The sequence below is a fragment of the Pseudomonas putida genome (assembly GCF_002906855.1).
GTDB lineage: Bacteria > Pseudomonadota > Gammaproteobacteria > Pseudomonadales > Pseudomonadaceae > Aquipseudomonas > Aquipseudomonas putida_N.
In genome coordinates this window covers 1,567,724-1,590,992 of the sequence record NZ_MINI01000038.1, presented here as the reverse complement: position 1 = coordinate 1,590,992, position 23,269 = coordinate 1,567,724, and the positions used below count along the sequence as shown (strand labels likewise).

The window sequence follows — 23,269 nt, the reverse complement described above, 5'->3', positions numbered from 1 at the left end:
CAGGAACCCGCTCACACCTTGATATCACAGTGATATTAATTTCCGCTCAATCACTGTTCAGATTCAGTCACTCACGCCGATAATTCATATAGATGACTATATCTAGCAGAAGGAACAGACCTCAGGTCTCCTCCAACGCACAAGAAAAGGAGCTCGGCAGTAATGTTTACCTGGTTTGGCGACCTCAGGATCGCTCATAAACTCTTCCTCGGTTTCGGCCTGGTGCTGTGCCTGACACTCGTGCAGTCGCTGATCAGCTGGGACGGCCTGGGCAGCCTGGTACGGCGCAGCGAGGTGGTCAGCGATGTTTCGCGCATCAACGACGCCCTCGGCGACTTGCGCGAAGCGCGCTTGCGTCACGCCATGGCCAACGGCGCTCCAGCCGAGAGCAAGCAACTGCAGGTTGCGCTGGAGGCCTTCAAGCCGACACTGCAAAAGCTGCGCGAGGTGATGATCAAGGCGCAGACCCATGCGCTGCTCAATACCGCCGACCAGGCACTGCAGGGCTACAGCAGCAACCAGGCCGCCAGTTTCCGCTCCTATGAAAAGATGCGCGCCGCGCAGAAGGAAATGGGCGTGCTGGCCACCCAGTCGTTCGCCAGCATCGAGCTGATTCGCAATCAGGTGCGTGCCTTGCCCGATGCCGAGCAGCGGTTCGTGCGCATTGAGGCGATCAACCAGATTCGCGAAAACCTGATTCTGCTGCGCTACCACGTTCGCGGTTATACCGGTAACACCAACGCCGAGACCGAGAAGCTGATGAACGCCCAGATCGCCACCACTGTGGATGACCTGCCCGGGCTAGTCGCCCGGTTCAACGGCAATTTCCCGCAGCAGTTCCAGCAGCTGGAGCAGCAGGTACAAGCCTATGCGAAGGCCGTCGAGGCATTCCGTGGCGAGGTCAGCCACCTGGTGGGCTACCGCACCGCCATGGCCAACGACATCGAGACCCTCAATGGTGTCATCGGCCAACTGCTGGATGACCAGGCTGTGCTGGTCGCCAAGGACAGCCACTTCGCCCGTACCCTGCAAATCGCCACCACCCTGCTCGCCTTGCTGATCGGCGCCCTGGCTGCCGTGGTCATTGCCCGGCAGATCAGCCAGCCGCTGCGTCAGGCACTCAAGGCCATGGAACAGGTCGCTGCCGGTGACCTTAGCGAACAACCCACCAGCCGCCGCCGCGACGAAGTCGGCCAGTTGCAGAACGCACTGCAAGGCATGACCCGCAACCTGCGCGAGCTGATCGCCCAGGTGCGCGATGGCATTTCGCAGATTGCCAGCGCCACCGAGGAGCTTTCGGCGATCACCGAGCAGACCAGCGCCGGTGCCAACAGCCAGAAGGTGGAAACCGACCAGGTGGCCACGGCCATGCAGGAAATGGCTGCCACCGTGCATGAAGTGGCGCGCAATGCCGGTGAAGCCTCTGCGGCCGCCAGCGCCACTGACGAAGAAGCCCGTGAAGGCGACGGCGTGGTCAACCGCGCCGTGGCCCAGATCAGTCGCCTGGCCAGCCAGGTAGAGGCCACTGGCGAAGCCATGGGGGCACTGCGCACCGAGAGCCAGCGTATCGGCAAGGTCATGGACGTGATCAAGGCCGTGGCCGAACAGACCAACCTGCTGGCGCTCAATGCCGCCATCGAAGCGGCACGGGCCGGTGAAGCGGGCCGTGGTTTTGCAGTGGTGGCCGATGAAGTGCGCAGCCTGGCACAGCGTACCCAGGCGTCGACACTGGAGATCGAGTCGGCAATTGGCAGCCTTGAGGACGGCACCCGTTCGGTGAGCGAGTTGATGGAGCAGAGCCAGAGCCTGACCGAAAGCAGCGTGGCGCTGGTGCGTGAGGCCGGGGTTGCGCTGGAGGGGATTACCCAGCGTGTGTCGGCGATTCAGCTGATGAACCAGCAGATTGCGGCGGCCTCGGAGCAGCAGAGCGCAGTGGCTGAAGAGATCAGCCGCAGCGTGGTGACGGTGCGGGATATTTCCGAACAGACCGCCGAGGCCAGTCAGCAGACTTCGGTGTCCAGTGTGGAGCTGGCGCGGTTGGGTGGGCAGTTGCAGCAGATGATCAGCCGGTTCCGCTTCTGATTTTCCTGTGCCGCCTCTTCGCGGGGCAAGCCCGCTCCTACAGGTATTGCGCGTGCCCCAGGGACAATGCGAAACCTGTAGGAGCGGGCTTGCCCCGCGAAGAGGCCGGCACAAACACTACATCACTCGAACCCGAACAGCTTCCGCGCGGTATCCACCAGCAGCGCCCGGCGCAATTCAGCCGAGCAGCCCAAGGCATCGAACTGCTCGACTACCCTGGCAAAGCTCACCGCTGACTCATGCTGGGTATGCGGCCAGTCACTGCCCCACATCAGCCGCTCGGCACCGTAGTGAGTTTCCAGAGCACACAGGGCCTGGCGTGCAAACGCCAGGTTCTGCTCCGGCGTGCCTTCCAGCCGGTAGATACCCGACACCTTGACCCACACCTTGCCCTTGCCGCCCAGCGTCAACAGTTCGGCAAAGCCCGGCTGCCCCAAGCCCAGACGGGCATCGGGGCGGCCAAAGTGATCGACGACGATATCCAGGCCATAAGGCTCGAGCGCGCGCACCAGCGCAGGAATATCCGCCACATGGCGGTGCAGTTCCAGATGCCAGCCCTGCTCGCCGATGCGCTCCAGCAGGGGCCGCCATTCGTCGCCCGTCAGGTCTGGAAGGCCCTGGCCCATGAGGTTCAGGCGCACGCCCCTGACCCCAAGCCGATCCATCTCCTGCAAGGTCTCGCGCTCGACGCCCCGGTCAAGCATCACCACCCCGCGCAGTTGCCCCGGCACGTTCTGCAGGGCGCTGAGCAAGTAGCGGTTGTCGGTGCCCAGGAAACTGGGCTGCACCAGTACGCCATGGCTGAAACCATGGGCCAGCAACTGGCCCAGGTAATCGCCCAGCGGCGCATCGTAGCTGGGCGCGTAACGCCGCTCGCTGGCCAGGTTCAGCCCACGCCTGAACACGTGGGCATGGCTGTCGATGGCGGTCAGGTGTGAAACAGGAACGTCGGGCATGGTCATCACAGGACAGGTTACTTGGCAACAGCGCCAGCCATTGCCGGCGCAGGCGTGGCTTCGAGGTTGCGCCCACGGGTTTCCGGCAGGCACAGCGCGGCTAGCATGGCCACGCCGTAGGCGATGCCAGCATCGATACCGATCGCGCTACCCAGCGACATGGATTCGCTCATGTGGCCGACCAGGAACGGGAACACCGCCGACAGCACGCGGCCGAAGTTGTAGCAGAAGCCGACCCCGGCACCGCGCACGTCGGCCGGGTACAGCTCGTTGAAGAACGCCCCCAGGCTGGCCGGGATGCCGGCGGCGAAGAAGCCCAGCGGGAAGCCGAGGAACAGCATCTGGGTATTGGTCAGCGGGAAGAACACATAGGCCTGCACGGTGAGTACGCAGCACAGCGCGAACAGCAGGATGTTCTTGCGGCGGCCGATACGGTCGATCAGCAGGCCACTGGCCACGCAACCACACCAGAAGGCGAAGATGATCACCGCCAGGTAGCCACCGGAGTTCAGGACCGACAAGTTGCGTTCGGTCTTGAGGAAGGTCGGCAGCCAGGTCATCACCGCGTGGTAACCACCGTGGGCACCCAGGCCCAGCAGGCCGCCGAGCAGGGTAACGCGCAGCAGTTCCGGACGGAAAATGCCGGACATTGACTTGAAGAAGCTGCCGGGAATGGCCTTGTCCTTTTGCAGGCGCTGGAAGCTGTCTGGCTCCGGCACGTTGCGGCGCACCCAGATGATCAGCAGCGACGGCAGCAGGCCGACGAAGAACATCACCCGCCAGGCGTACTCAGCCGGCACCAGCGAATAGATCAGGGTGAACAGGCCCACCGCCAGGCCCCAGCCCACGGCCCAGGCGCTCTGGACAGTGCCCATGACCTTGCCGCGGTACTTCGGGTTGATGGTCTCGGCCATCAACACCGCGCCAGCCGCCCACTCGCCACCGATGCCGAAGCCCTGCATGGCCTTGACGAACAGCAGCGGGTAGAAGCCGGTGACGAACGCCGAGAGGAAGGTGAAGAAGGAAAACCAGAGGATCATCCACTGCAGGGTCCGCACCCGGCCATAGCGGTCCGACAGGGTGCCGCCGAGCCAGCCACCGATCGCCGAGGTGACCAGGGTCAGGCCGCTGATCAGGCCGGCATCACCCTTGGTCAGGGAGAACGCGGCGATCAGCGCGGGGATGGCCAGGCCGAACATCTGCACTTCCAGCGCATCGAGCGACCAGCCACCGAAACAGGCCCAGAACGTCTTGCGTTCCCGTGAAGTGATCTGGCGATACCAGCTGAACATGATTGTTATCCTTCTAGTTGTAAGTGTTGCGGGCAGGCGAAGCCACTGCGCCGTGGCAGAACGGCGCAGACGGGTAACGGGTAACGCGGCCGGTTTAACGGCTCAGCGAATGTCGACGCGGTAGCGGAAGTGCTGCGCGTGACCGCGCGAGCGGCGCCATTCCAGCGGTTTGCCGGCGTAATCGCGGGCCAGGCGCTCGATCACCACCACCGGGCTGTCGGCCGGCAGTTGCAGCAAGCGACCATGGACCGCATCGACCGCTTCGGCGGTCAGGGTCTCTTCGGCGTAGGCGACTACCTGGCCGCACAGCTCCTCGTAGATCGGGTAGAGCAGCGGGCCTTTGCTGTCCAGATCGACGTCGAGCAGCGGCTGGAAGGTCTGGCGCGGCAGCCAGATTTCCTCGGCAAGCACCGGCTGGGCGCCGAGCAGACGGGTACGGACAATGCGAATGACCTCGGCCTCGGCGGCCAGGCCCAGCGCTTCGGCAACGGCCGACGGTGCCGGTACCGGCTCGATCGAGAGGATGCGGCTTTCCGGCATCAGTCGCTCGCCGGTGGCGCTTTCAAAGCGAAAGAAGCGGAACAGCGAAGACTGGAACTGCGGGCGACGGATGAACGTGCCGCGGCCCTGCTGACGCTCCAGCACGCCTTCGGCGACCAGCACGTCCACGGCCTTGCGCACCGTACCGACGGACATGTCGAACTCGGTGGCCAGGGCGGCTTCGGTCGGAATGGCTTCGCCAGGGCGCCAGCGGTTGTTGGCGATCTGCTCGATCAGGTGATCGCGCAGCTGTTGATAGCGTGGCAGTCGAGCATCACCGGACAGTGGGTGCATGGGTCGGCTCTCGTCTTGTTATGTAGACATATATATGAATTTTTCGGAGAGTATTCCCCCGCAAGGTCAGGGCTGTCAATCCTCGGCTGGTCGCCGTTGCCGGCCTCACTTATCCTCAAGCATCGCAAAAACCCACAACAAGGACGTGGTAATGCTCGCCGCCCTGAAAGGCTACCCCGCCAGTGTCCGCCTGCTGCTGGCCACCACCTTCACCCTCACCGTGGCCCGGGCCCTCACCCTGCCCTACCTGGTCGTCTACCTGGCTGACAACTTCCAGCTGTCGGTCGGCCAGATCGGCCTGCTGATCGGTGGCGCATTGATCGTAGCCTCGCTGCTGAGCCTGTACGGCGGGCACCTGGTCGACACCGTGCGCAACCACACCCTGGTCAGCGCCAGCACCCTGGTCTTCGCCCTCGCCTTCGTGGCGGCCATCGCCGGCCGTTCGGTGTGGCTGTTCTTCACCTGCCTGGTGCTGATCAACCTGGCCCTGGCAGTGGTCGACATCGCCGCCAAGGCCGGCTTCTGCGCGTTGCTGCCGGTGGAGCAACGGGCCGAGGTGTTCGCTATCAAGTACACCCTGAGCAACGTCGGTTATGCCGTCGGCCCGCTGCTCGGCGTGGCCATGCTGGAGTTGGACGATCACCTGCCTTTCATTGCCTCGGCGCTGACCGGCCTGGGCATGTGCCTGGCCTACTGGCGGCTCGGCGACCGTGGGCTGCAGGCCAGCGCCCAAGAGCAGCCGGGCGTCGGGTTCAGCCAGGTGGCGCTGGGGCTGGCGCGTGACCGCCGGCTGGTGTGCTTCACCTTGGGCGGCGTACTGAGCGCGGTGGTGTTCGGCCAGTTCACCGCTTATCTGTCTCAATATCTGGTGGTGACCAGCAGCGCCAGCGAGGCGGCGCGGCTGGTCGGCTACCTGGTGACCACCAACGCGGTCACGGTGATTGCCCTGCAGTACCTGATCGGCCGGCGCATTGCCCGCCAGCAGCTGATGCCCTGGCTGCTGGCCGGCATGGCGTTGTTCATCGCCGGGTTGCTGGGGTTCGCCATGGCCGGGTCGGCCGTGGCCTGGTGCCTGGCGATGCTGGTATTCACTTTGGGCGAGATCATCGTCATCCCTGCCGAGTACATGTTCATCGACCTGATTGCACCGGAGCACCTGCGCGGGGTGTATTACGGGGCGCAGAACCTGTCCAACCTCGGGGCAGCGCTGGGGCCGGTGCTGGCGGGGTTTGCCCTGGGGCGATGGTGGCCGGGGGTGATCTTCTACCTGCTGGTGATGTCGGTGATACTGGCAGGGGTGTTCTACTGGCTGGGTACCCGTCGAGCTTGATGCTGCCTGCGACGACTCGCCGCTGCGACCATCGTCGGCGCTGACGAACCGCCGCCCGCGTGCCAGACTGATTGATCGGGACCGCGTTATCTTTTTTGCTCCGGAGTTTTCATGTCGTTGTCCAGCGGGCTGATCGCCGTGGTCGCCCTGGCCTATATGGCCATCATGTTCGCCATCGCCTTCTACGGCGACCGCCGCAGCACACCGTTGCCGCCGCGCCTGCGTGCCTGGGTGTACAGCCTGTCGCTGGCGGTGTACTGCACCAGCTGGACGTTCTTCGGCGCGGTCGGCCAGGCTGCCGAACAGCTCTGGGCGTTCCTGCCGATCTACCTTGGCCCGATCCTGCTGCTGATCTTCGCGCCGTGGGTACTGCAGAAGATGGTGCTGATCAGCAAGCAGCAGAACATCACCTCGATCGCCGACTTCATCGCCGCCCGCTACGGCAAGTCGCAGTCCCTGGCGGTGGTGGTGGCGCTGATCTGCCTGGTTGGCGTGCTGCCCTACATTGCCCTGCAGCTCAAAGGCATCGTGCTCGGCGTCAACCTGCTGATCGGCGCCAATGCCGACGCCACCGGCACCCGCGTGCAGGACACCGCGCTGGTGGTGTCGCTGGTGCTGGCGCTGTTCGCCATCGTCTTCGGCACACGCAGCCTGGACGTCACCGAGCACCACCGCGGCATGGTCCTGGCGATTGCCTTCGAGTCGCTGATCAAGCTGCTGGCATTCCTCGCCGTGGGCGTGTTCGTGGTGTTCAACCTGTACGACGGCTTCGACGACCTGCTGACCCAGGCGCGCCAGTCGGTGCAGCTGGACAGCTACTGGCAGGAAACCATCAACTGGCCGTCGATGGTGGTGCAGACCGCGGTGGCGATGATGGCGATCATCTGCCTGCCACGGCAGTTCCATGTCACCGTGGTGGAGAACATCGAAGCCCAGGACATGCGCCTGGCGCGCTGGGTGTTCCCGCTGTACCTGGCCCTGGCCGCGCTGTTCGTGGTGCCAATTGCCCTGGCTGGGCAGATGCTGCTGCCGGGCACGGTGATTTCCGACTCCTTCGTCATCAGCCTGCCACTGGCCGAAGCGCACCCGAGCCTGGCCCTGCTGGCCTTCATCGGCGGTGCTTCGGCCGCCACTGGCATGGTCATCGTCGAGGCCGTGGCGCTGTCGACCATGGTCTCCAACGACATGCTGCTGCCCTGGCTGTTGCGCCGCAACAACGCCGAGCGGCCGTTCGAGGCGTTCCGCCACTGGATGCTGTCGGTACGCCGGGTGACCATCGTGGTGATCCTGCTGCTGGCCTATGTCAGCTACCGCCTGCTCGGCTCCACCGCGAGCCTGGCCACCATCGGCCAGATTGCCTTCGCCGCTGTCACCCAGCTGACTCCAGCCATGCTCGGCGCGCTGTACTGGAAGCAGGCCAACCGCCGTGGTGTGTTTGCCGGCCTGGCGGCGGGCATCTTCCTGTGGTTCTACACCCTGGTGCTGCCCATCATCGCCCATAGCCTGGGCCTGTCGCTGGGGCTGTTCCCGGGCCTGGCCTGGCTGCACGGCAACCCGCTCGACCTGCCGATCAGCCCCTTGACCCAGGGTGTGGTGCTGTCGCTGGCGGGCAACTTCACCCTGTTCGTGTGGGTGTCGATGCTGTCGCGCACCCGCGTGTCGGAACATTGGCAAGCGGGCCGCTTCATCGGCCAGCAGACCAGCGCCCGGCCCAGCAGCAAACCGTTGCTGGCGGTGCAGATCGATGACTTGCTCAACCTGGCCTCGCGCTTTGTCGGCGAGGAACGCGCACGGCAGAGCTTCATCCGTTTCGCTTACCGCCAGGGCAAGGGTTTCAACCCCAACCAGAACGCCGACGGCGACTGGATCGAGCACACCGAACGCCTGCTCGCCGGTGTGCTTGGCAGCTCCTCGACCCGCGCCGTGGTCAAGGCCGCCATCGAGGGCCGCGACATGCAGCTCGAGGACGTGGTGCGCATCGCCGACGAAGCCAGCGAGGTGCTGCAGTTCAACCGGGCCTTGCTGCAGGGCGCCATCGAGAACATCAACCAGGGCATCAGCGTGGTCGACCAGAACCTGCACCTGGTGGCCTGGAACCGCCGCTACCTGGAACTGTTCAACTACCCCGACGGGCTGATCAGCGTCGGCCGCCCGATCGCCGACATCATCCGCTACAACGCCGAGCGTGGCCTGTGCGGCCCTGGCGAGGCGCAAGTCCACGTGGCGCGGCGCCTGCACTGGATGCGCCAGGGCCGAGCCCACTCCTCCGAGCGGCTGTTCCCCAATGGCCGGGTGATCGAGCTGATCGGCAACCCGATGCCCGGTGGCGGCTTTGTCATGAGCTTCACCGACATCACCCCTTTCCGCGAGGCCGAACAGGCGCTGCGCGACGCCAACGAAGGCCTGGAGCAGCGCGTGGCCGAGCGGACTCACGAGCTGTCGCAACTCAATCAGGCGCTGTCGGAAGCCAAGAGCCAGGCCGAAGCGGTGAGCAAATCCAAGACCCGCTTCCTGGCTGCAGTCAGCCACGACCTGATGCAGCCGCTGAACGCTGCGCGGCTGTTCTCCGCTGCTCTGTCGCAGCAGGCCGAAGGCATGAACGAAGAGGCCCAGCAGCTGGTGCAGCACATGGACAGTTCGCTGCGCTCGGCCGAAGAGTTGATCAGCGACCTGCTAGACATCTCGCGCCTGGAAAACGGCAAGATCACCCCCGACGCCAAACCCTTCGCCCTCAACGAACTGTTCGACACCCTCGGCGCCGAGTTCAAGGTGCTGGCGGCCGAAAAGGGCCTGGAGTTCCGCCTGCGCGGCAGCCGCCTGCGGGTCGACAGCGATATGAAACTGCTGCGCCGGGTGCTGCAGAACTTCCTTACCAATGCCCTGCGCTACGGCAAGAGCCCGATCCTGCTGGGGGTACGCCGTCACGGTGAGCAGCTGTGGCTGGAGGTGTGGGACCGTGGCCCAGGCATTGCCGACGACAAGCTGCAGGTGATTTTCCAGGAGTTCAAGCGCCTGGACAGCCACCAGACCCGCGCCGAAAAAGGCCTGGGCCTGGGCCTGGCGATTGCCGACGGCCTGTGCCGGGTACTTGGCCACAAGCTGGAAGTGCGCTCCTGGCCCGGCAAGGGCACGGTGTTCCGCGTCAATGTGCCGATAGCCCACCAGGCCGCAGCAGCGCCGAGCGCCCCGGTGGAAGCCGCGAGCCAGCCGCTGGCCGGCTTGCAGGTACTGTGCGTGGACAACGAAGACAGCATCCTGATTGGCATGAACAGCCTGCTCAGCCGATGGGGCTGCCAGGTGTGGACCGCGCGCAACCGCGCCGAATGCGAAGCGCTGCTGGCCAAGGGCATGCGCCCGCACCTGGCGCTGGTGGACTTCCACCTGGATGACGGCGAAACCGGTACCGGGCTGATGGGCTGGTTACGTGCGCGCCTGGGCGAGCCGGTGCCCGGCGTGGTAATCAGCGCCGACGGCAGCAAGGAAACCTTGGCCACCGTGCATGCCGCCGGCCTGGACTACCTGGCCAAACCGGTGAAACCGGCGGCCTTGCGCGCCCTGCTCAATCGCCATCTGAGCCTGGTTCAGTAACCGCCTCGTCGGCCATTGCTTCGTCTGACAGTGCCCGTTCCAGCAGCTCGGTCGGCAGGCTCTTGCTGGCACGGGCCCCAAGCAGTTTGAGCTGCTCGCTGCGGCTGACCAGGTTGCCGCGCCCTTCGCACAGCTTGTTGCGTGCTGCGGCGTAGGCCTTGTCGACCTGTTGCAGGCGGTTGCCCAGTTCATCCAGGTCCTGGATGAACAGCACGAACTTGTCGTACAGCCAACCGGCGCGCTCGGCGATCTCGCGGGCGTTCTGGCCCTGGCGCTCCTGCTTCCACAGGCTGTCGATGACCCGCAGGGTGGCCAGCAAGGTGGTCGGGCTGACGATCACGATCTGCCGGTCGAACGCTTCCTGGAACAAGTTGGGCTCGGCCTGCAGGGCTGCCGAGAAGGCGGCCTCGATCGGCACGAACAGCAGCACGAAGTCCAGGCTGTGCAGGCCTTCGAGGCGGTTGTAGTCCTTGCTCGACAGGCCTTTGACGTGGCTGCGCAGCGACTGCACGTGCTGCTTGAGCGCGGCTTCATCGTTGCTGCTGACAAATTGCTGGTAGGCGGTGAGACTAACCTTGGCATCGACCACCACCTGCTTGTCACCGGGCAGCATGATCAGCACATCAGGCTGGAAGCGCTCGCCATCGGCGCTCTTGAGGCTGACCTGAGTCTGGTACTCGCGACCTTTTTCCAGGCCGGCATGCTCCAGCACCCGCTCGAGGATCAGCTCGCCCCAGTTGCCCTGGGTTTTCTGCCCCTTGAGTGCCTGGGTGAGGTTGGTGGCTTCGTCGGACAGGCGCAGGTTGAGTTGCTGCAGGCGCTCTAGTTCCTTGCCCAGCGAGAAGCGCTCGCGGGCTTCCTGCTGGTAGCTTTCCTCGACGCGTTTTTCGAACGCCTGGATGCGCTCCTTGAGCGGGTCGAGCAACTGGCCCAGATGCTGCTGACTGGTCTGGGCGAAGCGCTGCTCGCGCTCGTCGAAGATCTTCGTGGCCAGGTCGGCGAACTGGGCGCGCAGGGTATCACGGGCCTCCTGGAGGTCTTCCAGGCGCTGCTGGTGGCTGTCCTGCTGTTCACGCAGCTCGGCCTCCAGGCGTGCGGTCTGGGCCTCCAGGCGCCGCAGCTCGGCTTCGCGAGTGGCGCGTTCGAGGTGCCAGGCGTGGGCGGCATCGCGGGCGTTGTCGCGGTCGATCTGCAGCAGCTCCAGTTCACGGCCCTGGGCGGCCAGTTGAGCCTGCTTGACGGTGTTGGCTTCGCTGAGGTCGCTGATCTCGTCGCGGCTGGCATCCAGTTGCGCCTGCAGGCCGGCCTGAGCCAGCTGCGCACTGCTCAGACGCTCCTCGAGCAGGGCCTGCTCGCCCTGGCGTGCGGCCTGACGGCGCTGCACCTGCATGACCCAACCCAGGCAAGGCAAGGCCCCTGCCACCAAGCCCAGCAGAATGCTGGTCAGATCCACTGCCATGCTTACCCCGATCACTGTTGCGAGTTGAGTGCAGCTTATCAGTCTGCTGGGGCGGGCGCCTGTTCCGGCGCATCGGCCTGGAACAGCCGCGCATACTCCAGCTGCGCCCGCCGGTCCCCGGCCCGCGCCGCCTGGCGCAGCAGTTCATGGCCGATGCGTCGGTCGCGGGCATTGCCGCAATCACGGCAGAGCATCTGCCCCAACCGGCTCTGCGCAACCACCACACCTTCACGCGCGGGCTGCTTGAGCAGGCGCCCAGCGATGTGCTTGACCTGCTGCTTTTCACCCAGGCGCGGGCTGTCGAGCAGCCACAGGGCCACTTTCAGGGAAAAGCGTTTGGGCGAGGGGGCTGACGAGGCAACAGCGGGGCTGGCGAGGGATTTACCGCGAAACTTCATGACCGACAGGGATGGCAACTCGAAAGGCGCGCCACTCTACTCCTTTTTTTCGTGCATGACGTGTCGATTTCCGGAGGATTGAAATTTTTTTTCGATGATTTTTTCTTGACGTTTCCGAGTGGATGACTGGCTGGTCGACTGATGCCTGTCGATTGTCGGACAGTTCTCTAATTTGCTGGCACGCCCGTCCTAGAGCAAGCGCTCGGGACAATCCACAGTTCCTGTGGATAACTCGGTGGACAACCCCTCCAATGAGCCCGCAAACCCCCATGAAATGGGGCCTACAGTCAAACTGACGATTTTTTCACCAGCAAAAATTAGTGTTTTTTTTCATTGACTTAAGGTGCCAGTCAAGTCATTGGCGGGCCTGATCAGGGCTGTTGCCAAGCTGTTACAAGTCACGCCTCGAATGTGAACAAGTGCACCGAAAGCCCGCATTTGGATGCACGAAAATGGCACATCAGGCCGGTTGGAGGCCAGGTGCCCCCTCTTCCCATAAGGCGAAAGAGAGGCCATACTGCGCGGCTCACCTGAAGAAACGTACAAAGCTTGCAAAGGTCTTACATTTTCGGTAAGGTGCGCACCGTTAGTACCCAAGCTGAAAGTCAATTCTGGCCAGAAGCGTCCTTGCAGCCCATCGCTCTCCCAAACGATCGCTGCTGAAACCAGGACCGGCCCCACTCGATGATTCACTCGCCAGCCCAGCGCTGTTCAAGCACGAATCAACCGGAAGATTGATCAGGATTCCACCTCGACGGCCTAGAACCTTGGCCCCGGCGTGCTGCCTGCCTTCTGAAGTACCTACCAGTCAGCCCAAGCGCCCACACTTTGAATGCGCTATCTCTGGCTGCCCTGTTCCAGTCAGGTTCGTTCGTCCCTTAATAAAGGCGTCACTGGAACGTTTCTATCATGCACGGATCATATCTCCCGTGCTTAAAGCAGGAACCTCCAACAACATGCAAACTCATCATCAAATTCAGGCTGCCATTGGCACCCTCTCCCAGGCCTTCTCGCCGTTGAAGTGCCTGATCACCGCCCCGCGCAAGGGAAACTTCAGCTTCACCCTGGTGGACGAGCACGGCGTCGCCTGCCACACCGAACGCCTGTACCCTGAACAGTACAACCGCTCGGAACCGCTGCAGGCGGTGATCGCCCGCACCCGCCAATCGCTCACCGCGTGATTGGCGAATATCGGGGTATTCAGAGACTGAATGGCACCTGCCACATGCTGCCTGATCGTTCTTGGCCTAAGTGCTGCAAGGCATATAGCGCTGGACCGCAGGCAGCAATCGATTTAAAAACAGCCCTTTACACCACGATTATCACACTACACTTCAACTCGAGCGGTCCTTACCGCTTCCGGCGGGCCTGACCAATTTCCAGCTGCCAAGCTCCAGCGCCCGTCGGCCCTTTACTGCTCGAGGGCATCATGGGTATTGCTGCGAATGAATTGTGTCAGTATGTGATTCGACCAACTCTGGTCTATCTGAATCGTCACTGCGCCAGTGCCGAGGCCCTTTTGCTCGGTATCGCGGCCTGCCAGTCGGCACTTGGTTCAGCCTTGCACGACCGCCGTGGCCACGGCCTCTACCGCATTGGCGAAAGCCGTCACCAGGCCGTCTGGGACCACTTTCTTGCGCGTGACCCGGAACTGGCCAGCCTGGTACGTGGCCTGGCCAGCCAGCACGCCTTCCTCGGCGGGCCGCATCTGGAGCTCACGGTGAACCTGCGCTACTCCACCGCCATCGCCTGGATGCTCATCGAAGAGCAATCCATGGCGCTGCCAGCGGCCGACGACTTGCTCGGCCTCGCACGTATCTGGCGGCAGATTTTCCACCCTCAAGGTCGCCTGCGCGACTTCACACAGGCCTGGCAATTGTGCATTGAGCAGAAATTGCCACAGGCATCTTAAGAAGCGTCCTACACCATTACCGGAAAAAATGGAATTTTGGTCGGATTGTCCTACAAAACTGCGCTATCTCCTGTGATCCAGGCTATAGCGCGGCGCGTAAATTGTTGGTAGCTTTTCGCCCCGGAGATCACAAGGAGTTTCTAATAATGAAAAAAGCAATGCTCAAAACCTCCCTCGGCGTAGCCGTTGCCCTGGCATCAAGCCAACTGTTCGCTGCCGGCTTCGCACTTAACGAACAAAGCATCAGCGGCATGGGAACAGGTTTCGCAGGTCGTTCTTCTTCTGCCGATGACGCCAGCACCGTGTATGGCAACCCGGCCGGCATGTCGCGCCTCAAACGTCAGCAAGTGACCGTGGGCGGAGCAGCTGTAATCGCCAAGACTGACATTTCGGGCCCGGGCAGCAGCCCACTGCCAGGCGAAACCGACGGCGACATGGTGCCTACCGTCGGCGTACCAATGGGCTACTACGTGAAACCGATCGATGAGCACTGGAGCGTCGGTTTTGGTGTTTACGTCCCATACGGCCTGGTGACCGACTACGGCAGCGGCGACGCCGCTCGCTACTGGGGTAAAAAGAGCCACGTCGAGGTCATCACCTTCCAGCCTACCGTCAGCTACGCCTTCAACGACAAGGTGTCGATCGGTTTCGGCCCGACCATCAACCGCATCAAGGGCGAGCTGGGCTCGAACACCATCAACCCGCGCTCTCCAGGCGTGAACGATGGCGAGGTGAAGATCAAAGGTGACGACACCGCCGTCGGTTACAACGTCGGTATCCTGGTACAGGCCACCGACCGCACCCGCGTCGGCCTGACCTACCACTCGATGGTCGACTACAAACTCGAAGGCGATACCAAGATCAACAACGCCCTGATCGGGCCTTTCAGTGGCAGCAAGTTCGACGCCACCCTGAAGATCAAGACGCCTGAGTCGGTGGACTTCTCGGTCACCCACGAACTGGACGACCAGTGGACCCTGTATGCAGGCAGCACCTGGACTCGCTGGAGCCGCCTGGAGAACATCACCGTCAACAACGACGTCCCGGCACCGCTAAGAGCCCAGTTCGGTACCATTACCGAAGAGCAGAACTGGCACGATACCTGGGCTCACGCCATTGGCGCCTCCTATAAGGTGAACAAGGAGTGGGTGCTGCGTACTGGCTTCTCCGTCGACCAGTCGCCAACCAACAACACCGACCGCTCGCCGCGCATTCCTACGGGTGATCGCAAGGCGATCAGCATCGGTGCCGGTTACAGCCCAACCGACGACATGACCATCGATGTGGCCTACTCCTACTTGTGGGAAGAGGACACCAAGGTCAACCTGGCAAGCCCCACCAAGGGCCGCTACCAGGCCAAGTACGAAAACAGCGCGCACGGTATCGGTGCCTCGCTCACCTACCGCTTCTGATTCGTACCGTTGCATGAAAAACCGCCCTCGTGGCGGTTTTTTCATGCCTGCACTTGCCAGCTATCGCCCAACGACTCACGCAGGTAGTCCATGAACGCACGCACCTTTGCGGTCATGGCGAAACGGTCAGCTACGCACAGGTAGATATCCATTGGCTCGGTCTGGGCATAGGCCTGGCCGCTGTCGCGGTATTCGAATAGCGGCACCAGTGCCCCCGAGGCCAGATGCGGCCTGACGATAAACTCAGCCAAGCGGGTGATGCCGCCATCGTTGAGGGCCATCTGAGTCAGGGCATCGATGTCATCACTGATCAATACGGTGCCGAATTCCGCTTCGAAACGCATGCCATCACGCACAAAGCCCCAACGCAGGAAACGGCCGTCCACCGGATAACGGAAGACCAGACAGCGATGATCCCGCAACACTTCCGGGGCGGTCGGCAAACCGGCACTGGCGAGGTAACCCGGTGACGCGCAGCAGGTGAACGGGATGCGGGCGATGTGCCGCGCCAGCAGTTGGTCTTCCAGTTGCGGGGTGATGCGCAAGCTGACATCGACATCTTCGCGGGCGTGATTGACCTTGCGATCAGTCGTTATCAACTCTATCGAAAGCAGTGGATAGCGGGCGCTGAAGGCCGGGATCAGCGGCGCCAGCACATGGCGACCAAAAGCAGAGGTCGAGGCGATGCACAGCCTCCCTTGTGGCTCACTGTCGGGCGTGGTGACCGCTTGTTCGGCAAGGGCCAGGTCGCGCTCGATGTGCCTGACCCGCTCATAGTACTGGCTACCGGCAGGCGTCAGCGCCATGCTGCGAGTGGTACGGCTGAGCAAGCGCACGTGAAGGTGCCCTTCCAGTCGCGCCAGGTTCTGGCTGACCGCCGCCGGGCTGAGGCCGAGGTTGCGGGCGCCAGCGGCGATGCTGCCAGCTTCGACCACCTTGATGAAGCTGCGGATGGCGTTGAGCAGATCCATGGCAAGCTCTTCGATTCGTAAGAATCTCTTTATAAAGAACTCAATCCAGCCGGTCTACAGCCGGTGCCGCAGGCATTGCTAACCTGCGCCCTCAGCCAACCTTCAGGAGATCGCATGAGCAATCTGTCCCACACGCGCAGCCGGCGCAAGCTACGCCCAAGCGCTACGCCGTACGTGTTCGCCTTCTACATGTCGTCGATCATGGCGCTACTGATGTGCTTCGTGATCACTGCGGCGAATGCCGGGGTGAACCCGGACTACCTGAGCAATGTTCTGAAGGCATACCAATTGGCGATGCCAGTGGCATTTGTGTGCGTGCTGATGGTAAGGCCGGTGGTGTTGAAGCTGGTGGCAATGACGGTGCAGCCACACTGACAGGTGTCCGCCCCTACGCGAACACCTTCCCCCTACGATGGGTCACTTATGGATGCGAGGCGATCGCCTTCTCGATAGCGGCCCTGAAGGCGGGATCATCGGGCTTGGTCAAGCTGGAGAAGTTGCCGATCACATTGCCTCGGCGATCCACCACGTACTTGTAGAAATTCCACTTCGGCGCGCTGCTCTGGTGCGCCAGCTCGACAAACAGCGGTATCGCATCCTTACCGCGAACCGGCTGGGTCTTGGTCATGGTGAAGGTTACACCGTAGTTGGCGTAGCAGACCTTGGCAGTCTTCTCGCTATCAGCGTCTTCCTGCTTGAAGTCATTGGACGGTACGCCCAGCATTTCCAGGCCCTGCTCGTGATACTCCTTGTACGTCGACTCCAACCCCTCGAACTGCGGTGCGAAACCGCAATAGCTGGCCGTATTGACCACCACCAGCGGCTTACCGCCGAAGCGTTGGCACAGGTCGACCTGCCCCTTGCCACGCAATTCAGGCAGGCTGCCCTGCAACAGCGCCGGGCAGTCGGTAGCCCAGCTGGTACTGGCAGCCAGCAGCGCCAGCAACGGCATCGTCAACCAATGGGCACGCATCATTCATTCCTCCGGCAAGACTCTCCTCGAACTTGCAGGGTAGCGCTTAACAAACGCTCATGCCCAGCTGCATCAACGCCAACCCGCCCCGCTGCCAGCCCCACCACGCCAGCACCAGCAACAATGCCGCAACTACCAGCACCAGCCCGCGGGCCAGGTAGCGGTTCATGCCGCTTGCACCTGCAAGCGGGCGACCGGCCGTTCACGTACCGGCCAATTAAGCGCGGCAGCCAGCACACTGAGCAGAATCGAAATCTGCCAGACCAGGTCATAGTTGCCGGTCTGGTCGTACACCACGCCTCCAAGCCAGCCCCCCAGGAAGGCGCCCAGCTGGTGGAACAGGAAGACGATGCCGCCGAGCATCGACAGGTTGCGCACGCCGAAGACCGTGGCCACGGTGCCATTGGTCAAAGGCACCGTGGAAAGCCACAGCAGCCCCATGGCAATACCGAACAGGTAGGCACTGACCTGAGTCACCGGCCCCCACAGGAACAGCGCAATCACCACCGCACGTAGCAAATACAACGTGGTGAGCAGACGTGGCTTGGACATGCGCCCACCCAGCCAGCCGGCTGTGTAGGTACCGACGATGTTGAACAACCCGACCAACGCCAGCACCGTGGTGCCGGTAGCCGCCGGCAGGTGCTGGTCAACCAGATAGGCAGGCAGGTGCACGCCAATGAAAACCACTTGGAAGCCGCAGACGAAGAAGCCCAGGGCCAGCAGCCAGAAGCCGGAGTGCGAGCACGCCTCGCGCAGGGCCTCGCCCAACGTCTGCTCCGCACCATGACTGGGCAGCGGGCGGTCACGCAGGAGCCCGACAAAGGGCACGATCAACACCACCAGCAAGCCAAGCACCAACAGTGCCGACGACCAGCCCAGCCATTCGATCAAGCCAAGGGTACCGGGGAGCATGGCGAACTGGCCGAAGGATCCGGCAGCGCTGGCAATACCCATGGCCATGCTGCGTTTTTCCGCCGGCACGGCGCGGCCGACCACCCCGAGGATCACCGAGAACGAGGTGCCAGACAGGCCGATACCGATCAGCAGGCCGGCACTGAGCGACAGCGACCAGGCCGAATCGGCGGTGCTCATCAACAGCAGGCCAGCGGCATAGAGAATGCCACCGATGATCACCACTCGCGCCGCGCCGAGGCGGTCGGCCAGCGCACCGGCAAACGGTTGTGCCAGGCCCCAGATCAGGTTCTGCAGGGCGATGGCAAAGGCGAACACTTCACGGCCCCAGCCGAAGTCAGCGCTCATCGGCGCCAGGAACAGGCCAAAACCGTGCCGCACACCCAAGGACAGCGCCAGGATCAACGCTGCCCCCACAAGTACCCACCCGCTGGTTCGCCAAACCGAAGTCATTGTCGTTATCTCCAGCACATCGCAAGGTTTTACGGGTATATACCCGCTTCTAGTCGTTATGATTCAGGCAAGCCGCTCCAGCAAGCGCACAAGCTCGTCACGCTGTCCTTCGCCCAACTGCTCGACCAGCATCAATTGCGCCTGCTCCCAGGCTGGATGAGCCTCCTGCAAGCGTGCTGCACCCGCCTCGGTCAGCAACACCACACGGTTGCGCTGGTCATCGCCATCGGCGAGGGCGACCAGGCCTTCGGCCTCCAGTACGCGCAAGTTACGGCCCAAGGTGCTGCGCTCCAGGCCCATGGCCTCGGCGAGCGTGGTAATACTGGGGCGATCGAGCCGTTGCAGGTGGCGCAACAGGGAAAACTGGGCGACATTGATGCCGAAGCCGGCAAGGGCCTCGTCATAATGCCGGCTCACCCCGCGGGCGGCGCGACGCAGGTGGGTGCAGATGCATTCGCTGGTCAACATCAATACGTGTATATACCCGCACCCAGGCTGTTGCAAGAAGTTTCAGTCTGCCAAACGTCGCCGAATCGGCTCGAATTCCGCTGTGGCCTTGCGTGCCAACGGGTCAGGAGTGCCTTGCTCGATCGCCTGCCAATAACGCCAAGGCACCTTTGCCGACCCTAGTTCGTAGTCCATACCATCCCAGTTGTCTTCACGGAAGCTGTAGAACGCCCAGTGCAACCGATGCCGGTCCATGACCGAGAGGACGTCTTCCAGGTACTCGCTGCAACCGGGCAGTCGGCGCATGCACCCGAACTCCCCCACGACCAGCCGGGAAGACGGCAGCTTCATGCGCTCCATCCAGGACAATGGCAGGCTCAGATACTGACGAACCCGCTCGGCATCCCACTGCTGACTTTCACCACCGAACGGCGCCGGGCCGGGGTAGTCGATGGGGGCCTTGCGCAACAGGTTCGGCGCACTGGTGGCCGCATAGGGTTCATACATGTGGACGCTGTAGAGCACTCGATCATCCTGCAAGGGCGATTGCCAGTATCCGAAGGCGTCGGCGCTGGCGAACCAGCCCGCGTCGACCATGATCGGGGTCTTGGCATCCACCTCGCGTATTGCCGCGATCAATTGCGCGTACAGCACAGGCAGGTCACGCGCCCCACCCTGCACCTCGGCGTACCATTGCCGCATGTGTTCAGCCGCAGCATGTTCGGCCAGGCCGCCAAGTTTCTCGGGCGCAGGTTCGTTGATCAGGTTGTAGGCGGCGATGGCAGGATGATCTTTCAACTCCCGCGCCAGATCGCGCCAGAAGCTGGCTGCTTGCCGTGCGTAACCGTTGCCTTGCCAAAGACGGTCATCGAACTGCCCCTGGTTGTTTTGCGACCAACGCATGCCGGGTAGCGATAGCGGCGCAATGACCACCTTGAGCCCTGCCCTGTGCGCGCGATCCAGGGTATCGCGCAATAGCTTGAGATCGGCAGCGGACAACTGCTCATACCGGTCCGCATCACCCAACAGGAAATCACGCTGCGCTGGCTTCCACTTGTCGTAGGACAGCCGGACCCAGCTCGCGCCATATGCACTCAACGCATCGAAGTAAGCCTGGTCCGGCGGCAAGCGATTGAAGCTGTTGCCGCCGTGGCGCGGGGTGTTCCAGAAGTCGATCAGGTCGGCTGCAGTAACGGAGCCACTGACGGTGACCAGCAACAAGGCCAGCAGGAATCGTCGCATTGTCCATGCCTTCGCGGTGGAAAGGAAACCGCGAGCATAGATAGTTGCAGAAAAGACGTCATTTCCTGAATTTTATCAGCATTTTTCCGCAATTCTGCAGCCAGTCTTATCCGAAAGGATATTCGCCAAAAACTGTAGGACTCTTCCTAAATCGCCAAACCCAACAGCACAGTTAGCTCAAGAATTTCCAGCATGGCGCCTGCGGTATCACCCGTGGTCCCACCCAGACGCTTACACATCAACCGGCGCAGCCCGATGAATACAGCCATCGCCGCCAGCATCGGCAAGATCGCGCGCGCGCCACCCACCAACAAACACAACAGCAAACTGGCCAGCAGAACCCACGCGGCCGTACGCCGCGGCAAGTGCTCGGCCAGCGCCTGCCCCAGGCCCCCGCGACGCACGTAAGGCGTGCCGAGAAACAACCCGAGCATCGCCGCCCGCCCCACCACCGGCGCCAGTAGCAAGGCCATGCCCGCGCCCTGCTCCACCAGCACCCACAGGGCACAGAACTTCAGCAGCAACACCAGCACCAGGGTGACCACGGCTATCGGCCCACTGCGCGGATCTTTCATGATCTGCAGCGTGCGCTCGCGGTCACCGAAGCCCCCCAGCCAGGCATCGGCACTGTCAGCCAGGCCATCCAGATGCAACGCGCCACTGAGCAACACCCACAGCGCCAGCAGCAGGGCCGCGTGCAGCGGCGCCGCAGCCCCCAGCAGCAGGTAGTTGGCCAGCCACAGCAACAGGCCGAACAGCAACCCTACCAACGGGTAGCACAACAACGAGCGGCCCATCTCACGTGGCTCGGGCATCCCCGGCAAACGCACCGGCAGGCTGCTGAGAAACTGCAGGGCAATCCAGAACGGCAGCATGTCAAAGCACCTCGTGCATGGCGCCGCTCTCATCCACCGCCAGGCGCACCAGGGCGCCATGGCCAACCTCGACCTGCAGCAACTGCTCCTTGGGCAGCCCACGGGCGCGTGCCAGCAGCAGGCGCATGACACCGCCATGGGTGACCAGCAGCACGCGCTTGCCGGCATGCTGCTGGCGCAGGCGCCCGACGGCAAAGAGCACACGCTCGGCAAAGGCCGCGACAAGCTCCCCTGCGGGCGGTGTGTAGCTGTACGGATCGGCCCAGAAACGCCCAAGCTCGTCAGCCTGCGTTTGCATGATCTGCAAGGCGCTGCGCCCTTCCCATTCACCGAAATGCAGTTCTTGCAGATCAGCTTCCAGCTGAACCGGCATGCCCAGCTGCTCGGCAAAACGCGCACAGCGCTGCAACGGCGAACTGACCAGCACATCCCAGGGGCCTGCACCTGTCAGCGCGTCACGCATCTGGCCCCAGCCCTTGTCGGTCAAGGCATCGTCCAGGCTGCCACGCAGGCCGCCGCCCTGCTCCGTTTCACCGTGACGCAGCAGGTCAAGGATCATGCCGGGCGGTCCGCCACCGCCGCTTCGGCAAAGGTCGCCATCTGCCCATGCAGGGCGCAGGCCAGACGCATCAGCGGCACCGCCAGGGCGGCGCCACTGCCTTCGCCCAGGCGCAGGTCCAACGCCAGCAATGGCTGGGCTTGCAGTGCCGCGAGCAGGGTCTTGTGCCCAGGCTCGGCGCCTTGGTGAGCGAACAGCAGCCAGTCACGGCTCTGCGGATTGAGGCGCACCGCCAGCAATGCCGCGACGCTGCAGATGAAGCCATCCACCAGCACGGCAATGCCTTGCTGGGCGCAGGCCAGGTAGGCTCCCGTCAGCGCAGCGATCTCGAAGCCGCCGACACAGGCCAGCGCCTGCAGCGGTTGGTCGGCGCGCAGGCCGTGCAGCACCAGGGCGCGCTCGATCACTTCAGCCTTGTGGCGAACGCCGGCGCTGTCCAGGCCGGTACCCGGCCCACTCAACTCCCGCGCCGGGCTGGCCAGCAAGGTGCTGGCCAGCGCGGCAGCGGCAGAGGTGTTGCCGATGCCCATCTCGCCACCGATGAACAACTGCGCACCATTGGCCTCTGCACGCAGGGCACTGTCGCGACCAGCCTGCAAGGCAGCCTGCAGCTGGGCATCGGTCATGGCCGGCTGGCGGGCGAAGTTGGCGGTGCCAGCGCCGAGGCGCAGGTGCAGCACCCCTGGCAGTTCCAGCTCAGGGTCGATGGTGCCGAGGTCGACCACTTCAAGGCTGGCCTGCAGCTGGCGCGCGAGCACGCTGATCGCCGCGCCACCGCCGACGAAGTTGCGCAGCATCTGCCCGGTGACTGCCTGCGGGTAGGCCGAAATACCCTCTTCGACCACGCCGTGGTCACCCGCAAAAATGGTGATTGCGACCTGATCCAGGGTTGGCCGCTCGCGGCCTTGCAGGCCGGCCAGTTGCACGGCCAGGCCTTCCAGCTGGCCGAGCGAGCCGGCAGGTTTTGTCAGCTGCTGCTGACGGGCGCGGGCCTGGTCCATGGCGGCGTTGTCGAGGGGTTGGCAGGCATCACGCCACCAGGCTTGGTTCATAGAGCGGGTCCTTTGAGCATGAGAGGTAGGCCGGCGACGGTCAGTACCACGCGCTGACAGCGTTCGGCAACGGCCTGGTGCAGCCAGCCGGCCAGGTCGACATAACGGCGGGTCAGCTCGCCCATGGGCACTACGCCCAGGCCGGTTTCGTTGCTGACCAGAATGAGGGTGCCAGGCAAGTGCTCCAGGCAGTTGAGCAGCGCATCGCGCTCTGCGGCCAGCCGCTGGGGATCTTCGAGCATCAGCAGGTTGGTCAGCCACAAGGTCAGGCAGTCCACCAGCAGGCAACGGCCTTCGGCGGCTTCTGCACGCAGCACGCCCGCCAGGGCCAGTGGCTCTTCGATCAGCCCCCAGTGTTCAGGCCGACGCTGGCGGTGCAAGCGCACCCGCTCGTTCATTTCGCCATCGAGCGGCTCACTGGTGGCGATGTAGGTGACTGGCAGGCCGCTGTCGCTGGCCAGTTGCTCGGCCAGGCGGCTCTTGCCCGAGCGGGCGCCGCCGAGGATCAGGTTGCGCATG

At 63.3% G+C, this 23,269-nt stretch carries 22 protein-coding genes and 1 pseudogene; 8 read left to right on the top strand and 15 right to left on the bottom strand.

Annotated features, from left to right (window positions below):
- Window positions 1-162: 162 nt before the first annotated feature.
- A pseudogene (locus BGP85_RS29650) lies at window positions 163-1,227 on the top strand (methyl-accepting chemotaxis protein); the annotation flags it as partial.
- Window positions 1,219-2,082 (top strand): methyl-accepting chemotaxis protein, encoded by an 864-nt coding sequence (locus BGP85_RS29645; protein WP_374755332.1) that lies wholly within the window; start codon window positions 1,219-1,221, stop codon window positions 2,080-2,082. The pseudogene BGP85_RS29650 and the gene BGP85_RS29645, both read left to right, overlap by 9 nt.
- 122 nt (window positions 2,083-2,204) lie before the next feature.
- Here BGP85_RS29645 and BGP85_RS20005 read toward each other — a convergent pair whose 3' ends face one another.
- The 3 genes from BGP85_RS20005 to BGP85_RS19995 all read right to left on the bottom strand — a co-directional run bounded on the left by BGP85_RS20005 (window position 2,205) and on the right by BGP85_RS19995 (window position 5,164).
- Entirely contained in the window at window positions 2,205-3,038 is an 834-nt protein-coding gene (locus tag BGP85_RS20005; RefSeq protein WP_103449891.1) for an amidohydrolase family protein, read from the bottom strand.
- A 17-nt stretch (window positions 3,039-3,055) separates the two neighbouring features.
- Window positions 3,056-4,330 carry an MFS transporter gene (locus BGP85_RS20000; RefSeq protein WP_103449536.1) on the bottom strand — a complete coding sequence of 425 codons (1,275 nt, stop codon included), beginning with the start codon at window positions 4,328-4,330 and terminating at the stop codon, window positions 3,056-3,058.
- A 102-nt stretch (window positions 4,331-4,432) separates the two neighbouring features.
- Window positions 4,433-5,164 carry a GntR family transcriptional regulator gene (locus tag BGP85_RS19995; protein ID WP_103449535.1) on the bottom strand — a complete coding sequence of 244 codons (732 nt, stop codon included), beginning with the start codon at window positions 5,162-5,164 and terminating at the stop codon, window positions 4,433-4,435.
- Window positions 5,165-5,315: 151 nt separating this feature from the next.
- On the opposite strand from BGP85_RS19995, the gene BGP85_RS19990 reads away from it, so the two are divergent.
- Both BGP85_RS19990 and BGP85_RS19985 read left to right on the top strand, forming a co-directional pair.
- Window positions 5,316-6,494: an MFS transporter gene (locus BGP85_RS19990; protein ID WP_103449534.1), complete on the top strand. Its 1,179-nt coding sequence runs from the start codon at window positions 5,316-5,318 to the stop codon at window positions 6,492-6,494.
- A gap of 111 nt (window positions 6,495-6,605) precedes the next feature.
- The gene (locus BGP85_RS19985) at window positions 6,606-10,082 is read left to right on the top strand and encodes a hybrid sensor histidine kinase/response regulator (RefSeq protein ID WP_103449533.1); all 3,477 of its coding nucleotides are present in this window, start codon (window positions 6,606-6,608) and stop codon (window positions 10,080-10,082) included.
- Here the strand turns inward: BGP85_RS19985 and rmuC are convergent.
- Window positions 10,054-11,427, bottom strand: coding sequence for a DNA recombination protein RmuC (gene rmuC, locus BGP85_RS19980; RefSeq protein ID WP_181004565.1), 1,374 nt, complete (start codon window positions 11,425-11,427; stop codon window positions 10,054-10,056). The genes BGP85_RS19985 and rmuC overlap by 29 nt on opposite strands.
- 152 nt (window positions 11,428-11,579) lie before the next feature.
- On the bottom strand, window positions 11,580-11,939 hold the full coding sequence (locus BGP85_RS19975; RefSeq protein WP_103449890.1) for a sel1 repeat family protein: 360 nt from the start codon (window positions 11,937-11,939) through the stop codon (window positions 11,580-11,582).
- Between the two features lie 956 nt (window positions 11,940-12,895).
- On the opposite strand from BGP85_RS19975, the gene BGP85_RS19970 reads away from it, so the two are divergent.
- The 3 genes from BGP85_RS19970 (at window position 12,896) to BGP85_RS19960 (ending at window position 15,263) form a co-directional block, all read left to right on the top strand.
- Entirely contained in the window at window positions 12,896-13,120 is a 225-nt protein-coding gene (locus BGP85_RS19970) for a hypothetical protein (protein WP_103449531.1), read from the top strand.
- Between the two features lie 248 nt (window positions 13,121-13,368).
- A complete protein-coding gene (locus tag BGP85_RS19965; RefSeq protein ID WP_103449530.1) occupies window positions 13,369-13,851 on the top strand; it encodes a hypothetical protein in 483 nt (160 codons plus the stop codon).
- A gap of 146 nt (window positions 13,852-13,997) precedes the next feature.
- On the top strand, window positions 13,998-15,263 hold the full coding sequence (locus tag BGP85_RS19960) for an OmpP1/FadL family transporter (protein ID WP_103449529.1): 1,266 nt from the start codon (window positions 13,998-14,000) through the stop codon (window positions 15,261-15,263).
- A gap of 41 nt (window positions 15,264-15,304) precedes the next feature.
- On the opposite strand, the gene BGP85_RS19955 is transcribed toward BGP85_RS19960, so the two are convergent.
- The gene (locus BGP85_RS19955; protein WP_103449528.1) at window positions 15,305-16,234 is read right to left on the bottom strand and encodes a LysR family transcriptional regulator; all 930 of its coding nucleotides are present in this window, start codon (window positions 16,232-16,234) and stop codon (window positions 15,305-15,307) included.
- Between the two features lie 114 nt (window positions 16,235-16,348).
- Between BGP85_RS19955 and BGP85_RS19950 the strand changes: the two genes are divergently transcribed.
- Window positions 16,349-16,609 (top strand): DUF2798 domain-containing protein, encoded by a 261-nt coding sequence (locus tag BGP85_RS19950; RefSeq protein ID WP_103449527.1) that lies wholly within the window; start codon window positions 16,349-16,351, stop codon window positions 16,607-16,609.
- A 46-nt stretch (window positions 16,610-16,655) separates the two neighbouring features.
- On the opposite strand, the gene BGP85_RS19945 is transcribed toward BGP85_RS19950, so the two are convergent.
- The 9 genes from BGP85_RS19945 to cobU form a co-directional block, all read right to left on the bottom strand.
- Window positions 16,656-17,207 carry a glutathione peroxidase gene (locus BGP85_RS19945; protein WP_103449889.1) on the bottom strand — a complete coding sequence of 184 codons (552 nt, stop codon included), beginning with the start codon at window positions 17,205-17,207 and terminating at the stop codon, window positions 16,656-16,658.
- Window positions 17,208-17,253: 46 nt separating this feature from the next.
- Window positions 17,254-17,376 carry a hypothetical protein gene (locus BGP85_RS29340; protein WP_258035899.1) on the bottom strand — a complete coding sequence of 41 codons (123 nt, stop codon included), beginning with the start codon at window positions 17,374-17,376 and terminating at the stop codon, window positions 17,254-17,256.
- A complete protein-coding gene (locus BGP85_RS19940) occupies window positions 17,373-18,575 on the bottom strand; it encodes an MFS transporter (RefSeq protein WP_103449526.1) in 1,203 nt (400 codons plus the stop codon). The genes BGP85_RS29340 and BGP85_RS19940 overlap by 4 nt, the downstream gene beginning before the upstream one ends.
- Window positions 18,576-18,638: 63 nt before the next feature.
- The gene (locus tag BGP85_RS19935) at window positions 18,639-19,043 is read right to left on the bottom strand and encodes a MarR family winged helix-turn-helix transcriptional regulator (protein ID WP_103449525.1); all 405 of its coding nucleotides are present in this window, start codon (window positions 19,041-19,043) and stop codon (window positions 18,639-18,641) included.
- A 42-nt stretch (window positions 19,044-19,085) separates the two neighbouring features.
- Entirely contained in the window at window positions 19,086-20,264 is a 1,179-nt protein-coding gene (locus tag BGP85_RS19930) for a glycoside hydrolase family 5 protein (protein ID WP_103449524.1), read from the bottom strand.
- Between the two features lie 146 nt (window positions 20,265-20,410).
- Window positions 20,411-21,139, bottom strand: a complete 729-nt coding sequence (locus BGP85_RS19925; RefSeq protein WP_103449523.1) for an adenosylcobinamide-GDP ribazoletransferase — start codon at window positions 21,137-21,139, stop codon at window positions 20,411-20,413.
- 1 nt (window position 21,140) lies between these two features.
- On the bottom strand, window positions 21,141-21,698 hold the full coding sequence (cobC, locus tag BGP85_RS19920) for an alpha-ribazole phosphatase family protein (RefSeq protein ID WP_103449522.1): 558 nt from the start codon (window positions 21,696-21,698) through the stop codon (window positions 21,141-21,143).
- The gene (cobT, locus tag BGP85_RS19915) at window positions 21,695-22,750 is read right to left on the bottom strand and encodes a nicotinate-nucleotide--dimethylbenzimidazole phosphoribosyltransferase (protein WP_103449521.1); all 1,056 of its coding nucleotides are present in this window, start codon (window positions 22,748-22,750) and stop codon (window positions 21,695-21,697) included. Before cobT ends, cobC begins: the two co-directional genes overlap by 4 nt.
- Window positions 22,747-23,268 carry a bifunctional adenosylcobinamide kinase/adenosylcobinamide-phosphate guanylyltransferase gene (gene cobU, locus BGP85_RS19910; RefSeq protein ID WP_103449520.1) on the bottom strand — a complete coding sequence of 174 codons (522 nt, stop codon included), beginning with the start codon at window positions 23,266-23,268 and terminating at the stop codon, window positions 22,747-22,749. Before cobU ends, cobT begins: the two co-directional genes overlap by 4 nt.
- Window position 23,269 lies beyond the last annotated feature (1 nt).